General features: G+C 45.4%; 13 protein-coding genes. 2 read left to right on the top strand and 11 right to left on the bottom strand.

The features are described from left to right. Nucleotides 1-149: 149 nt before the first annotated feature. From SWH54_06465 to SWH54_06515, 11 genes are all read right to left on the bottom strand, one after another. Nucleotides 150-1,580 carry a sigma-54 dependent transcriptional regulator gene (locus SWH54_06465; protein ID MDY6790895.1) on the bottom strand — a complete coding sequence of 477 codons (1,431 nt, stop codon included), beginning with the start codon at nt 1,578-1,580 and terminating at the stop codon, nt 150-152. Further along, entirely contained in the window at nt 1,562-1,951 is a 390-nt protein-coding gene (locus tag SWH54_06470; protein ID MDY6790896.1) for a response regulator, read from the bottom strand. The genes SWH54_06465 and SWH54_06470 overlap by 19 nt, the downstream gene beginning before the upstream one ends. After that, nucleotides 1,938-3,134, bottom strand: coding sequence for an ATP-binding protein (locus SWH54_06475; GenBank protein ID MDY6790897.1), 1,197 nt, complete (start codon nt 3,132-3,134; stop codon nt 1,938-1,940). The genes SWH54_06470 and SWH54_06475 overlap by 14 nt, the downstream gene beginning before the upstream one ends. A 595-nt stretch (nt 3,135-3,729) precedes the next feature. After that, nucleotides 3,730-4,806, bottom strand: a complete 1,077-nt coding sequence (locus tag SWH54_06480) for a KamA family radical SAM protein (GenBank protein ID MDY6790898.1) — start codon at nt 4,804-4,806, stop codon at nt 3,730-3,732. A gap of 202 nt (nt 4,807-5,008) precedes the next feature. After that, on the bottom strand, nt 5,009-6,493 hold the full coding sequence (locus SWH54_06485; protein MDY6790899.1) for a glutamine synthetase family protein: 1,485 nt from the start codon (nt 6,491-6,493) through the stop codon (nt 5,009-5,011). A gap of 48 nt (nt 6,494-6,541) precedes the next feature. Then, a complete protein-coding gene (locus SWH54_06490) occupies nt 6,542-7,444 on the bottom strand; it encodes a MurR/RpiR family transcriptional regulator (protein ID MDY6790900.1) in 903 nt (300 codons plus the stop codon). A gap of 86 nt (nt 7,445-7,530) precedes the next feature. Beyond that, the gene (locus tag SWH54_06495) at nt 7,531-8,727 is read right to left on the bottom strand and encodes a KamA family radical SAM protein (GenBank protein MDY6790901.1); all 1,197 of its coding nucleotides are present in this window, start codon (nt 8,725-8,727) and stop codon (nt 7,531-7,533) included. A gap of 266 nt (nt 8,728-8,993) precedes the next feature. Further along, nucleotides 8,994-9,728 carry a glutamine ABC transporter ATP-binding protein GlnQ gene (gene glnQ, locus SWH54_06500; protein ID MDY6790902.1) on the bottom strand — a complete coding sequence of 245 codons (735 nt, stop codon included), beginning with the start codon at nt 9,726-9,728 and terminating at the stop codon, nt 8,994-8,996. Then, the gene (locus tag SWH54_06505; protein ID MDY6790903.1) at nt 9,725-10,447 is read right to left on the bottom strand and encodes an ABC transporter permease subunit; all 723 of its coding nucleotides are present in this window, start codon (nt 10,445-10,447) and stop codon (nt 9,725-9,727) included. The genes glnQ and SWH54_06505 overlap by 4 nt, the downstream gene beginning before the upstream one ends. A gap of 318 nt (nt 10,448-10,765) precedes the next feature. Continuing rightward, the gene (gene glnH / locus SWH54_06510; GenBank protein MDY6790904.1) at nt 10,766-11,521 is read right to left on the bottom strand and encodes a glutamine ABC transporter substrate-binding protein GlnH; all 756 of its coding nucleotides are present in this window, start codon (nt 11,519-11,521) and stop codon (nt 10,766-10,768) included. Nucleotides 11,522-11,933: 412 nt separating this feature from the next. Continuing rightward, entirely contained in the window at nt 11,934-12,143 is a 210-nt protein-coding gene (locus SWH54_06515; protein MDY6790905.1) for a hypothetical protein, read from the bottom strand. Nucleotides 12,144-12,653: 510 nt separating this feature from the next. On the opposite strand from SWH54_06515, the gene SWH54_06520 reads away from it, so the two are divergent. Next, a complete protein-coding gene (locus SWH54_06520; GenBank protein MDY6790906.1) occupies nt 12,654-14,090 on the top strand; it encodes an exodeoxyribonuclease III in 1,437 nt (478 codons plus the stop codon). A 141-nt stretch (nt 14,091-14,231) separates the two neighbouring features. Next, a complete protein-coding gene (locus SWH54_06525; GenBank protein ID MDY6790907.1) occupies nt 14,232-15,050 on the top strand; it encodes an AAA family ATPase in 819 nt (272 codons plus the stop codon). The last annotated feature ends 88 nt before the right edge of the window (nt 15,051-15,138 follow it).

Below are 15,138 nucleotides of genomic sequence, written 5' to 3' on the forward strand. Positions count from 1 at the left end.
ATACGTGAAACAGGCGTCCTGAATAATTTGTTTATTTATTACAGATAGTTGAGTGCGTATATTCTAATATACGTTTTTTGAGCCGAAAAATTCTATAACTGGATAGAAACGAGGAATGGTTTAATGGGAAAATGGATGCGGAAAAAGTATTACTGTTGTTTGATCTTTCGGGTAGACAATGAGTGCTTTTTCATCAGTGCGGAAAAATTAGATCTTTGCATGCCCACGTGCTCCGCTGCACGCGTGATATTTCCATTGCTGGTAGTGAGGGCTTTGGTGACAAAGGCCTTCTCGATCTGGCTGAAACTTTCATCCACCAGTCGTTTTTTGATTTTCTTAAGATCTTCCAGGGTGTCGGGCACCGATGTTTGGCCCCAGGAGCGTTTCATACGAAGATTGTCAATGATATACATATGGTCGAGAATTTTGCCGTCGGCCATGATGACCAGCCGCTCGATCACGTTCTTAAGCTGTCTGACGTTACCCGGCCAACGGTAATTTACCAGCATGTCCAGGGCATCATCGGAAAACCCTTCGATACGTTTCCCGGTCTTTTTACAGAAATGCTTCAAAAAGTGATAGGCGAGTTGCGGAATGTCGTCCTTTCTCTCCCGAAGGGGGGGAAGGTAAAGGGGAAACACGTTTAACCTGTAATACAGATCGTTCCGAAAACTTCCATCATCCACCAGTTTCCTAAGATCCTGGTTGGTGGCGGCAATAACGCGTACATCGGTCGTGGCGAAATTGGAAGCCCCTACGGGTTTGTATTCTTGCATTTCAAGCACTCGAAGCAATTTGCCCTGAATCTCCAGCGTCAGGTTCGTCACGTCGTCCAGGAACAGGGTGCCGTGGTTGGCCACCTCGAAGATTCCCGCCTTTTTTTGAACCGCTCCGGTGAAAGCCCCCTTAACGTGCCCGAACAGCTCGCTTTCCAGCAGATTTGGTGAAAGTGTACTGCAGTCTACGGCCACAAACTGTTTGGCCGCACGCTGACTTCGGACATAGATGGCTCTGGCAAAGATCTCCTTTCCGGTACCACTTTCACCCATAAGCAACACATTGCTGTCGGTGGGCGCCACTTTTTCGATTTTATCGAAAATTTTGATTATTTCGGGATTTTTCCCCACAATATTATCGAAACCGAATTGGTCGAAAAGTGTCTTTCGCAATGACAGGTTTTCTTGAATCAGTCTTTTTTTGTCGATCGCCTTTTCAATCGCCAGAACGAGTTCGCCGTCGGAGAAAGGCTTGGCAAGGTAATCAAACGCCCCCAGCTTCATCGCTTCCACCGCATTTTGTACGGTGGAAAATCCCGTCATGATGATCACATGAATGTCCGGTCTTTTTTCCCCGATTTTTTGCAGAATTTCCATACCGCTCATATCGGGGAGCTTCACGTCAAGCAAAACCAGGTCATAGGTACCGTTGAGGGCCGCATCCATCCCGGCTTCACCGGTCATGCGCGTGTCCACCGTATATCCCAGTTCCAACAGAACCAGGCGGCAACCGCTCAAAATAACCTGTTCGTCCTCAATAATCAGGATATGAATCGAATTCGGTTTTATTGCATTTTTAGACATCCGGCACCGTTTTTTATTGCCCTTTCCACCGAGTCGACGAGCTCTTCGTCGGTAAAGGGCTTGGGAAGGTAATCAAAGGCTCCCAGCCTCATGGCTGAAACTGCAGTTTTTATGGTCGCGTAACCGGTCATGACAATGATATATATTTCCGATTTTTCCACGCGAACGGTTTTTAAGATCTCCATGCCGTCTGCGTCCGGAAGTTTCAGGTCGAGTAAAACCAGATGGTAATTTCCTTTCCTGATGGCATCGAGTCCATCCTTGCAGGTGTTGCAGGTGTCCACCGTGTGTCCCAGGTCCGATAAAATCATATGACATCCGCTGCAGATCACCATTTCATCGTCGATTACCAGGATTTTAAGAGGCTTCATTTTCCAATCCTTCCGTTTTTTCAGAAGGGGGCTGCCGGATTAGAGGCATTTCTATGATAAAGCTGGAGCCTTTTCCGGGCTCGCTGTATGCGCGAATATCCCCCATGTGATTTTCCACAATTCCATAACTGACCGCCAGCCCAAGACCGGTTCCTTTTGCCTTGGTGGAGAAAAAAGGCTCAAATATTCGATTCAGCGCTTCTTTGGGGAAGCCGCATCCGGTGTCCTCGAATTCGATTTTCATGCATTTTCTTTCAGTACCGAGCCGGGTTTTAATGCGAATACGTCCGCCTCCCTCCATGGCTTCAACAGAGTTGATCAGCAGGTTGACAAACACCTGCTCCATCTGATTTTCATCCAGAAAACTGCTGACCATCTCTTCCGATAAATCGGTTTCCACGGTGATGCGATCAAGCCGAAATTCATTTTGCAGAATATTCAGTGCTTTGCCGATGACATCGTTGATATTGGCCAGGGTCTTTTTGGGCTCTCTCTCCCTGGAAAAATCGAGCAGTTCCTGAATAATTCCCCGACACCGGATGGTTTCATGAACGATGATATCCAGTCCTTCCTTCAAAGGACCTTCTTCAGGTACTTTTTTAAGCATGTTAGAGCTGTAGAGCAAAATACCGGCCAGCGGGTTGTTGATTTCATGGGCAATGCCTGCGGCCATTCGGCCCAGCGACGACAACTTTTCGGTCTGAATGGTCAGTTTGTCGTATCGGGACTGCTGCTCTTCGATCAATCGGGCTTTATCTATGGCGCAACTGCACTGCTGCGCCACGGCGATCATGAAATTCTTTTTATCTTTTGAAATTTCACATTGTTCGGAAAAGTAGATCCTGAGAATTCCCACCACGTGATTTCCCAGTGACAGAGGGATATCGAGTATCATTCGAATCCCTTCTTCCCAGGCTTCCTGAGGGTACTGGACCCGCGAGTCTCCCAGGATGTCGTCTATGATAATCACTTCGTTTTGACTGCACAATTCGGTGATGATTCGGTAGCTGGAAACCGGCCCCTTTTCGAGGTATTTCTTCCCCAGACCGTGAGCGGCATACAGTTCCAGTTGCTCTGTCTGCAGGTTGAGGAGCCTGAAAATAGCGCCTTTGGCATCCAGCAGTTCGGTGGCCTTCCAGACAATCAATTCAAGAATTTCGTCCACCCGCGTGCTGCCATGCACCAGCCTGATGATTTCCCTAAAGGCACGATAATAGGCATGTATGTCTATGTCGGTAGTAATGATAACCTCCTTATTTATAAGGTTTTTCAGTATATGTGCAACGGATGCGGGGTGTTTGGCCGCTGGGTCGCATACAGGTATATGGTTTTGATAATATGCTCATATCACTTTCCAGTGGTTAAAAAAAGAAAAATTGTGGGGAAATGTTCATCATTACTCTGATGGAAAGCATTCAATGGCCAACGGTCTGATCCGTGCGATACGCTCGAAATCTTCGTCCCTGTGCAAAAGGAGAATTTTTGACTCAATGGCTATCTGTGCTATACAGCAATCCACAGAACTGCTCAAAATACTTCTTTTTCTTCTCAATTCAAAATTGATAAGAATTCTCTTTTTTAGACACTTAACGTGGCCCGACTCCAAATCTCATTCGCCAGCTTCGCCGGGCTTTGAACATGCTTGCCTATTGCAGTTCTTGTCGGTTTTAACGGGCTTTTAAAAAAACCGGCTCAATCCGGTATAGTAAGAGTGTTGCCTTGGCAAAATTTGAACAAAAGGTTGATTTCTTCCTGTTACTCTTATCACCGCTTTAGAGCTATTCGGGGATATTGGGCCATTTGGTGGTAATGCCCTTGTGATTTTTGAGCGTGTACTCCTTATCATCTTTTCCCATTATGTAGTAATCGGGCATCAGTGGAATTTTGCCAATATTTGTGGCTACGACATACATGGGCTGGGCCAGCCCGGTGGTATGACCGCGGATGGCATCCCGAATAAGCTCTGCTCCTTTTTCTACCGGAGTGCGGAAGTGGTCGATACCCGGCGCCGGTTCACAGTAGAACACATAGTAGGGACGGATACGAACCGTCAGAAGCTTCTGATGAAGGGCCCTGAACGACTCGATATCATCGTTGATGCCTTTCAGCAAAACAGCCTGGTTGCCCACATTGACACCGCAGCTCAAAAGATCATATACGGCCTTTGCCGTCTGCTCGGTAATTTCATTGGAATGATTGCACTGGGTATTGATCCAGATCGGTACCTTGTGATAACCGCTTAGTACTTTTTTCAACCCCGGGGTAATACGGTGGGGCAGCACAATTGGGGTACGGGTACCGAATCTTATCATCTGGATATGTTGAATTTCCCTCAGCTTGCGAATCAGATAGTCGATTTTATCGTCGGAAAGGATAAAAGGGTCTCCTCCGGTAATCAGGACATCTCTGATCTCCTCATGTTCCGTGATCCACTTCAGCCCTTCTTCCACATCCATGCGAAGTTTCAAATCACGGTCCACCACCACTTCTTTTCGAAAACAGTGCCGGCAGTAATTGGCGCATACATCAGTCACCGTAAAGGCGATGCGGTCTACGTACTGGCGGGCAATGCTGTCCGGCCTGATTTCTTCAGTAGCACGATTTTCTTTCCATACCAGATAGTTGGACATTCCAAAGTGATTCTCTTTTTCCTTCATGGAAGGAACGACCTGCTTTCGAATGGGGCAATCAGGGTCATCTTTATCCATGAGAGAAGCGAAATACGGTGACGTCCCCCATTTGGTATTGAGGATGGTAATGGCCTTTTCCTCTTCTGGAGTAACCTTGATTAACGCTTTTAGCCGTTCAAGAGTATTTACGCTGTTTTGAAGTTGTTCCTTCCATTCTTCCATCATCGATCTCCTCTAAGTTGGTTTATCCCACCGTCAACCATGGTCGTAAAGAGTACAGCAACGGTGACTTTTTTTCCAATACGGCCGAGTCTTTTGGTTGCTTACTGGAACATGTGAAATTCGGTTTTTTTCATTGCATTGGCCGAAAACATTTACAACGCTAAAAGACTGACATTACCGTAAATATTCACAGGCTGTTTACGGGTTAGCCGCAGTGCAGGTTCTCTCTGACGATTTTGTTAAGCGCTTTTTTGTCTCCAACCAATTTTTCACTAAGCTTATTGTCTTGAAACGCTTTTAAATCTTCAATGATCTTATCGATCACATAGGCGGGAAACACATGGTCTTTTTGGTAAAGGGTTCTATTCTGCTCCAGCTTTTCAGCAGCTTCCCAGCACGATCCGGGCAGTTGCTCAAGACAATCAGAGGCACAGGCATCCTGGGCCACATACAGCTTTTCAACGATCTCCAGGCTGTCGTCCTTTTCCAATCCTGATAAAACCGCTACCGTCAGCCCGGCGAAAAGGTGATGAACATTGGCACTACCATCAGGGGATCTCAATTCAACGGTCTGGCTGCTCATTCTTTGGATCGCCTCGCGCTTTTGTTTGGGGTTGGCATCATAAATCATATCTTCAGCGCCCAGCCAGCCCAACGGAACTCGTACAAGCACCGAACGGTTACGATCGCCCCAGCAGATTCGGGTAGGTGCTTCCTGATGGGGAACCAGCCGCAGAAAAGATGTGGGCACGGTATTGCCGAATGCGGTCAGGGACGGCGCACCTACAAGTAGGCCGGCAATCAGCTTTTTGGCGGTATCGCTCAGGCCCGCATCATTTACCATCACATTGCTGTCACCTTTGACCAAGCGCATGTGCGCATGCAGCGCGCTTCCGGCATGCCCAACGATGATCTTGGGCGCGAAACTTACTTCCAGAGCATATTTGTAGGCCACTTCACGCACAGCCCATTTCGCTAAAACGAGCTGGTCGGCGGCATCTTCCACCGGCGTGGGCAAAAATTCGATTTCATGCTGAACCATCTCCCAGTTGTCATGAATAATGTTGCCAACTTCGGCATGGCCGTACTTAATGCTTCCGCCGATTTCGCTGATAATCTGCATGACTTCCCGTCGTATAGCAGCCCATTTCGAGAAAGGATGGGATTCATGGTAGCCTTTTTGTTCGACGATTGGATATATTTTGTCAATTTCTGAAAAAAGATAATATTCCAGTTCACCCATCACCTCAAAGGTGTATCCCGTCTTTTCTTTCAGCACCGAGTGCGCTTTTTTGACAATGTTCTCAGGCGAACATTCCATTGGTTCGCCGTTTACGGTGTAGTATGAACACAGGATGTCAATGGTAGGAATATCGGTGAAAGGATTCACAAATGCGGTTTTATACCTTGGAATAACATAAAGGTCGCTTTCCCATTCCGGTATGTAGGTAAATAAACTTGAACCGTCAACACGTTCTCCCATGGATAGTATTTGATCCAGATGTGCCTTATTTTTAATGACGAAATTCAGTGTTTTTAAACGGCCATCGCCACCAACATATCTGAAATTGATCATTCGGATGCCGTTGTCTTCCACAAATTTGATGATATCCTGTTTGGTAAAATCTTCGGGCGGTTTTTGCAGGTGTTGAACAAGTTTGTTGGGGTTGAGGGCAATCTGGTTTTTCATATTCAAATCCTTGCTTATGCCATGATTGAGACCTTCTGAAAGATTTATTTATATTTCGGTTTCCAATTTTTCTAAAATGTATTCGGTATGGTTCAAGCGCTGTATGGCTTTATCGCCCAACTGTTTCACCAGTTCGGAAAGCAATGTTTCGATGCAGATAATGGCGGCCGCAATCGAGCTGAAAAAATAATCGCCTTCAATGGAAGTAATCAGGAAATTATCGGTTTCAATGGCCAAAGGAGAAGACAAGCTGTCCGTAATCGCGATGATATCCACAGCCTGGTGTTTACAGATACGGCAGGCCTCAGCGGTGTCTTTCGTGTAAGGATTGACGCTGATGGCGATGAGCAGATCCCCCGGTTTGAGTACAGACAAATCGTCAGCCAGCGTGTACCCTGCCTGTCCTATAAGGCTAACGCGATCGCGGATCATTTTAAGATAAAAACCCAGATAATGTGCCAAGGAATAGCTGCCTCGCAGGCCGACAATGAGAATACGCTCAGCATTGACCATTAGCTTGATACTGTTGGTGAACCTTTGTTCATCAAAAGCATCCGCCATCAACATGACATTGCTCCATTCATCTTGAATCACCCGCTCCAAAAGAGAGGTCTCGCCGTCATCGCCGGCGTATCCCTCCTGCAAAATTTTTTTTACCTGTTCGCTGTAAAAACTCTTGCGTTGTTTTAGATTACTGCGAAAAAGGTCTTTGAGACTCGGGAAACCGTTAAAGCCCAGTTTTTGAGCCAAACGGGTAATGGATGAAATGTTGATATCGTTTTCGAAGGCTATTTCGGATATGGATTTGGCCGCCGTCTCGTTGGGCTCGTCGAGCATGCGTTTCAGAACGGCCAGGGTGCGATCGGTGAGCCGTGTTGTGTGTTCGCCGTTGCGGATTTTGATATACAGGTGTCTTAATTCCTCTAAACTCTCAGGGATGTGAGAGGCCATAAGCCAAAATTCCTTTTAATGAAATGGGATGTATAGATGCATTTCTCTCCAGTCTGGAGGTTTATCAGTCAATTATTGGCAAAGGGCTAAAGTGTCACTTCCGGCAAGTCATCCAGCCAACCGCCATTTTCCGTCAGTTGTCGCAGCAAAAGCCGGGAAATTTCTTCCTCATGTCCGCTCCGGGCATGCAGTTGCTTTAGAACCAGTTTATCCCCTATCCGGCCGCAAATTTCCAGCTTCCCGATATCATGGCCAATAATGTACTTGAATCTTTTGGCGTAACCATCAAAACTGCGTCTGGCCCGGTCAACAATGTCTACGCCTTTTTTCAGCGGCACCTGAAAGTGATGCCTCACGCGAGCCACGGGCATGCACTGATACAGATAATAGGGATTAACGCCAATGCGCAAAAGTCCATTCATCAAATTAACAAGAGCCTCCACGCTATCATTGACACCGGAAAGCAAAACCGCCTGGTTGTTCACCGTAATACCAGCGTTTCGAATTCTCCGGACGGCCTCTTTAGACACGGCCGTGATTTCCTGGGCATGATTAAAATGCGTAGGAATAAAGAGGGTTTTTGCGGCATTAAAATCTTTCAGCAAGGCAATCAATTCATCATCGAATAACCTAAGGGGATAAGATACCGGAACTCTTGACCCGATTCTGACATGGTTAAGATGGTCAATGTCTTTCAGGGCGCTCAACATCTTTTTGAGCACTTTGGTCGGAAGCATGAGCGGGTCCCCGCCCGATATAATAGCGTTGGTTATTTCCGGGTGCTCGGCAATATAACTGGCTGCCTTTTCAAAATTTTTTACTGTCAGGTCATTCGGCAGACCCACCATGCGTTTACGGAAGCAATGCCGGCAGTACATGGCACAGTATTCGGATGCCACCACAAGCGCTGTGTAATCATATTTGTGCAAAACGCCATTGCCTTTGTTATGCTTATCATCCCCGTAAGGGTCCTTGGTGGTTTCGCCCATGGCCCCGGCAACCACAAGTTCCTTTGCATCCGGGATGCAGAGCTTGCGCACGGGGTCCTCAGGATTTTCAATATCAACCAAGCTGAGGTAGTAACGTGGAATATTCATTGGATGAATGTCAATCACTTTGCGAAGATCTGCTTCTTCTTCAGAGCTTAACGAAAGATATCGCTTGAGGTCATCAACACTGGTGATGTTGTTCTTGAGCTCTTTGATGTAGTCCAGTTGTGTCCAGTCAATATCAGCAAATAGAGACCGCACATTGGTTGTTTTCGAAATCTGATACATCTGCATGATTACCAACTCTCATTATTTATTGTTTATCTTACGCTTGCTCCGTTATTTTAGAAAAAGCGGGTACCAATAATGACCCCCTTTTGGCATACCGGAGCGAGGTTTTGTCTATGTCAAATGTTTATTCAGAGATGATGAGGGGATATTGCCCTGTGTATGGGTGAAACTTAACAAGTTTAAAATCAGTGTATACGAATAATGACCCTCTCCTACTTCTCCCGAGTGAAGTTGTTATTAACCGATTATTAATAGGCGGGTATTAAGGGTTAATACCCGACGTGTTGTAAAAATTCCTTCAGTCTTTCCGTAGTCGGAGATTTCAGGAGCGTCTCCGGATTACCGTCTTCCGCAATTCGACCGGCGTCCATAAACAAAAGCCTGGACCCGGCCTTGCTGGCAAAACTCATTTCGTGCGTAACCACCACCATGGTAATGCCTTCCTGGGCTACGGCCGTCATCACGTTGAGGACCTCTTCGCGCAATTCCGGATCAAGAGCCGATGTGGGTTCGTCAAAAAGCATAATTTTAGGTTGCACAGACAGTGCTCTGGCAATCGCTACCCTTTGTTGTTGACCTCCGGAAAGCTCGGAGGGATAGTGATTGCCTCGGTCCTCAAGTCCGACTTTTTCCAAAAGATCTTTGGCAATGGCATTTGCCTCGCTCCGGGAAGCCCCCCGAACTTTTTTCGGACCGAAAGCGACGTTATCCAGGGCGGTCATATGCGGGAAAAGGTAGAAAAGCTGAAATACCATTCCAACTTCTTTACGAATCTCGCGGATTTGTCGCTTTTTCTGGGGCAGACAAATGTCATTGACGATTAATTCTCCTGAAGTAATGATCTCCAGCCCGTTGATACAGCGCAGCAGGGTTGACTTGCCTGAGCCCGAAGGTCCGACCATGACGACCACTTCTTTTTCCTCTATCGTCAGGTTGATGTCATGCAAAACTTCCACTTTGCCGAAACTTTTGCTAACGTTTTTAAATTCAATGACAGCGTTCATGCAATCTTCATCCTTTTTTCGATGAATTTCAATGACAGGGCCAAAGCCGATGTCATGATCAGGTAACATATGGCAACCGCAGACCAGATCTCCAGAGCCCTGAAATTACTTGCCATGATCTCCTGGCCTTGACGCGTCAGCTCCCCAACACCAATAACAATAAACAGCGATGTGTCTTTCATGCTGATGATAAACTGATTACCCAAGGGCGGAATGGCTCGTTTAAAGGCAATTGGGCCGATGATGCTCGCAATCAATTGCATCCTGCTTATTCCCATTGCCATGCCGGCTTCAATCAGACCCTTGTTTACGGATTGCACCGCGCCACGCACAATTTCAGCCATATAAGCACCGGCGTTTAAGATGATCGTAATAATGGCAGCGGTCAGGGCATTAAACCGAATCCCCTTTAAACCGGTGGTCACTTCAATCAACATCGGCATGGCAAAGTAGATAAACATGGCCTGAACGATGATGGGGGTTCCCCGGATCAATTCAATGTAGCCAACGGCAAGCTTTTGGCCGACGATACTTATCAACCGAAAAATCCCGTAGCTTTCACCGCCGATAGCATGAGTTCCTGCAAGCCGCATAAGCCCTGCCACAGTGCCCATGGCCAAACCACCGATGATGCCGATAATGGTTATATAGCAGGTTAATTTTGCACCTGCTAGTAAGGCGGGGAACGCTTCCACAATGTATTTAAATTCAAAACCCATGATGTCCCCTTCGCATTTTCCTAAATTGAGCTATTTTCAACTCGACGGGTACCGCTTTAATTTTCAATTTATCGCTCGATTCAGGTTATCATTTGTTGTCATGTCACTACCACATTCAGCCAATTGCAATGGTTTCGGAAACCGGCATCTTAACCTACCGACCAAAATTCAGAGATGTCATACCTCGCTTTAACTCTGCTTGAATTTCGGTCGATAGATTGGATATCCGGGCCTCACTTCAAACAATGGCTGCACGTTTTACCAAACAACGGGATTATTTGATTTTGAGGAACTATCCCGTCAAAGGTGGGATGACTACTATTCCGGTGCGGAGCCGAACCATTTGATGTAAAGCTTGTCATAATCACCGCCTTCCATCATTTCCAATAGGGCAACGTTGGCTTTGTCACGCAAAGGGCTGCCCTGTTGAAAACCGATGCCGTAAAAAGCAGCCTTTACATCGGCACCAACCGCTTTGACTCGACCCTGCCCTGCGGTTTTGATGTAGTACAGCACGTTGGGCGTGTCATGCATGGCCGCATCCGCACCACCGGTGACCACTTCCAGATAGGCCTGACCGATATTGGGGAACTTGACGATCTTTTTCGCGCCCAGGGTATTCACATAATCAACCGTTGCCGTTCCGGTCTTAACCGCCACAACCTTGCCTTTGAGATCCTTGGGACCGTGAATGTCGTTATTTTCGGACCGCACCATGACCTTTAGACCGGCTCTGAAGTAGGGATGTGAAAAATCAATGGCTTTTTCTCTTGAGGATTTAATGAAAATGGCCGCAAGAACCACATCCAGGTTTCCGGTGGTCAGCCCGGGGATAAGCCCGTTAAAATCCATGGGAACAAGCTTATACTTCATTTTTAGACGCTTGGCGATCGCATCCCACAGATCGACGTCAAAACCAGTATACTTGCCGTCCTTGCCTTTGAATTCAAAGGGCACAAAAGCCGTGTCCACGCCCACACGCAAATCGGCGGCGTAAGCGAAACTGCCGACAGTCAAAAGCATCAACGTTGCCAGAATTGCCGATAACCATTTGATTTTTAATGTTTTTTTCAATTTTCCCTCCTTTAAAGTTTGGTGTGAATATTGTTAATGGCTAAAATCTATCTTCAACGGAAACACTTGTCAAGTATTTATTGAATTTTACTCATTTATGCAAAGAATTTTGCATGCCCCGTGCAAATGCTACTGCCTTAATTCGTGTCACCCCCGGAATATCCGCTCAAAACGGACACCAGGCGAAATGGGATTCGCATTTGTCGCTTGTTTCACATAATATCTTAGAAATGAAAGACAGAAAGGTCAGGTCTACACGGGCTGTTACCCAAATAGTCGTTGAATCCAAGCCGCTGAATTGGTAGAGTGACATTTGACAGTTGACTTCTTAATTTTCAATAATTTCATCATAATAAAAAGGCGCAAAACGTTCTTGGCACTACCATTTATCGACAATTTCGATCAGCTGAGTTCACTGATCGTGTGTGGAAGCGCGACATGCACCGATTGAAAGACTCTTCTGCAAACGCCTCGATAAACGCAATTCAATGGCCAACGGTCTGATTCGTGCGCTACGCTCGAAATCTTCGCCCATGTGCAAAAGAAGGATTTTTAACGCAATATCTATCTGAGCTATACAGCAATCCACAGGACTGCTCAAAATAATCCTTTTTCTTTTCAATTAAAAATATATCCTCGCAGCTTCTTTCCAGGTCTTTTCGGTTGCTTCAAGGTAAAATCGGGTGGAAGAGCAGTCATCGGGTCGTTACCGTTCTATCTCCTCTGAAACCGCCTTGATTTTCCCATGTAGATGATATAATAGTTATTTCACTGTCAGTGAGCAGTACATTTCTACCCTAATTGAGCGAAAGTCGAGGGTGTCCCAGATTCAAGGCGTCCAAGGGCGAAGCCGTAGTAATTTACTGCGAGCCCTTGGCAACGCAGAAAATGGGGTATCATCGGCTTTCCCGCAGGGTAAACAAAATCGAGTGGTTTTTTGGTCATTTATATTTCACTGATGCAAAAGTTGTAAACAACCCGCATGTCGCTTAAAAAAAGCTATAAATAAGGCTTTTTATATAAGTTCTCAATTTGGTTTACGCTCATTTAGGGTTCTATTATATACTCCGTGTTATGGCCAATTAAAATTTTCTAATTTTTTGTTTCTAAAATAAAAAAGGACAACATGATCATGAATCTTGAATCTTTTGTGCTAGCTTTGGAACAGGAGGTTGCCAGTTACCATACTCCTGTGGTTGACCTGATCGCAGTACAGACCCGTGATCCTTATAAAGTGCTGGTTGCGACCATGCTTTCAGCAAGGACCCGGGATGAAACCACAGCCAAAGCCTCTGCCAGGTTGTTTAAGGAAGCCCCTGATATTCATGCACTTGCCGAATTGAGCGAGGCAAAAATACGAAAATTAATCCAACCGGTTGGATTTTTTAACAATAAGGCCAGGTATCTTCACAGTCTGCCCGGCGCCCTGAAACCTTATACCGATAAGGTGCCGGATGAACTCGATGAACTGTTAAAACTGCCCGGGGTGGGGCGTAAAACAGCCAATCTGGTTTTATCGGTGGCATTTGACAAGCCCGCCATATGTGTGGACACCCATGTTCATCGAATCATGAATATCTGGGGGTTTGTGAACACCAAACATCCCGAGGCCACCGAAAAGGCTTTACGAAAAATATTACCCGTTAAATACTGGAAAAGAATTAATTCAATCCTGGTTACCTTTGGCCAGGAGCGCTGCAAACCGGTGGGTCCCCAATGCGACCGCTGTTTGTTTGAACAGGATTGTCCAAAAATCGGGGTGACTCCAAGGCGGGTGAAAAGCAAAGGCGGTGATACCATGAAGTTTATTTCCTGGAATGTGAACGGGCTTCGGGCTGTTGAAAAAAAAGGTTTTGTGGATGTGGTCAAAGGGATAGGGGCGGATATCTTTGCCGTGCAGGAAACCCGGGTTCAGTCAAACCAGCTTTCAGAGGAGCTTAAAAATATTGACGGGTATTCAAGTTATTTTGCCCAGGCCAAAAAAAAAGGTTATTCAGGGGTGGGGGTTTATACCAGACAGAAACCCCTGAGCGTCACCGTCGGTATCGGAATGGACCAATTTGACGACGAGGGTCGTGTGCTGACCCTGGAATTTGCAAATTTTTTTCTGATCAATGCATATTTTCCCAATGCCCAGCATGAGCTCAAAAGAATCGATTATAAACTGGCGTTTAACCATGCCCTGTTTGAATATGCAAAGAAATTGGCAGGTAAAAAATCAAGCATCATCTGTGGAGATTTTAACGTGGCCCATAAAGCCATTGACCTTGCCAACCCCAAAGCCAATGAAAAAAATCCCGGGTATTCCATTGAGGAGAGAAACTGGATGGACAGTTTTATCAATGCGGGGTGGGTGGACACTTTCAGGGTTTTCAATCAGAACCCGGGACAATACTCCTGGTGGAGTTATCGTTTTAATGCCAGAAGCAAAAATATCGGCTGGCGCATTGATTACTTTGTCATTGATGAAAACAGCAAATCTAGGATTCACAGTGCGGCTATTTTGAGTGATATCCTCGGTTCCGATCATTGCCCGGTACAGCTGAAACTGAAAACCGGGTTGAAATAGAGGTTTTACCTGTGAGTTTTCTTGTGTATATCTTTAAACACACAAATTTATTCATTGTATAAATCTTAAATAAAATCTATTTATTTATTGCTATTTTCTTTATTTTGCTATACTGGTAAAAATAAAGGGATGGTTTTAATTATGAAAAGACACATTGAAAAAGAATTAATCAGGTGGAAAGGCCGGAAAAATAGAAAACCACTTTTGTTGCAGGGGGCTAGGCAGGTGGGGAAGACATATGTGCTTCAGGATTTTGGCAGAAAACAGTTTGGTGGTTTTCATTATTTTGATCTTGAAGAATTAAAAAATGACCTGTCTTCTATCTTTGAAGCATCGTCTTTGAACTCAAAAGAACTGCTAAACAAGCTGGGCTTTATTGCAGGAAAATCAGTTGATATTAATAAAGATATTTTAATACTTGATGAAATTCAGTCTATTCCAAGAGCAATAACAGCGTTAAAATATTTCTATCAGGAGGTACCGGAGCTTTCAGTTGCTGCAGCAGGTTCCAACCTGGGTGTTGCCCACAGCCATGAGCCTTTCCCTGTAGGAAAAGTTGAACTACTTCAAATGTATCCAATGAATTTTGAAGAATTTCTTGCAGGAACGGGTGAGAATATGGCCCTGTCATTTCTGGAAAATTTTCAGGGCGGCAAAACCGATGATGTTTATCACAGGCGCCTGTTTGATTTATTAAAAATATTTTTCGTTACAGGAGGAATGCCGGAAGCAGTTAACTTTTATATGAATAATAAAAACAACCCGCTGGAAACATTGAGATCTGTCCGGCAGTTTCAAAAACAGCTTATTTTTCACTATGAAAGAGACTTTTCGAAATATGCCGGAAGCACCAATTCCCGGCACATCGAACGTGTATTCAGGGCAATTCCTCTTCAACTCTCAAACACACAAAATAAAAAATCAAAAAAGTTCATTAGTGTCCGGTTAAGAATCGAATAAATTCAGCTGGATATGGCCACTAGTAATTTTATTTTTGTAATCAATTGGCGTAATGGCCTGTGAAATAAGCCTTTGTTCAAAAACAGTT

It is taken from the genome of Thermodesulfobacteriota bacterium, assembly GCA_034189135.1.
Lineage (GTDB): Bacteria > Desulfobacterota > Desulfobacteria > Desulfobacterales > JAUWMJ01 > JAUWMJ01.

What these genes read in the sequence shown, in the direction of transcription:
- SWH54_06465 (MDY6790895.1), bottom strand. Translation starts at nt 1,580, where the DNA reads ATGTCTAAAAATGCAATAAAACCGAATTCGATTCATATCCTGATTATT.
- SWH54_06470 (MDY6790896.1), bottom strand. Translation starts at nt 1,951, where the DNA reads ATGAAGCCTCTTAAAATCCTGGTAATCGACGATGAAATGGTGATCTGC.
- SWH54_06480 (MDY6790898.1), bottom strand. Translation starts at nt 4,806, where the DNA reads ATGATGGAAGAATGGAAGGAACAACTTCAAAACAGCGTAAATACTCTT.
- SWH54_06485 (MDY6790899.1), bottom strand. Translation starts at nt 6,493, where the DNA reads ATGAAAAACCAGATTGCCCTCAACCCCAACAAACTTGTTCAACACCTG.
- SWH54_06490 (MDY6790900.1), bottom strand. Translation starts at nt 7,444, where the DNA reads ATGGCCTCTCACATCCCTGAGAGTTTAGAGGAATTAAGACACCTGTAT.
- SWH54_06495 (MDY6790901.1), bottom strand. Translation starts at nt 8,727, where the DNA reads ATGCAGATGTATCAGATTTCGAAAACAACCAATGTGCGGTCTCTATTT.
- glnQ (MDY6790902.1), bottom strand. Translation starts at nt 9,728, where the DNA reads ATGAACGCTGTCATTGAATTTAAAAACGTTAGCAAAAGTTTCGGCAAA.
- SWH54_06505 (MDY6790903.1), bottom strand. Translation starts at nt 10,447, where the DNA reads ATGGGTTTTGAATTTAAATACATTGTGGAAGCGTTCCCCGCCTTACTA.
- SWH54_06520 (MDY6790906.1), top strand. Translation starts at nt 12,654, where the DNA reads ATGAATCTTGAATCTTTTGTGCTAGCTTTGGAACAGGAGGTTGCCAGT.
- SWH54_06525 (MDY6790907.1), top strand. Translation starts at nt 14,232, where the DNA reads ATGAAAAGACACATTGAAAAAGAATTAATCAGGTGGAAAGGCCGGAAA.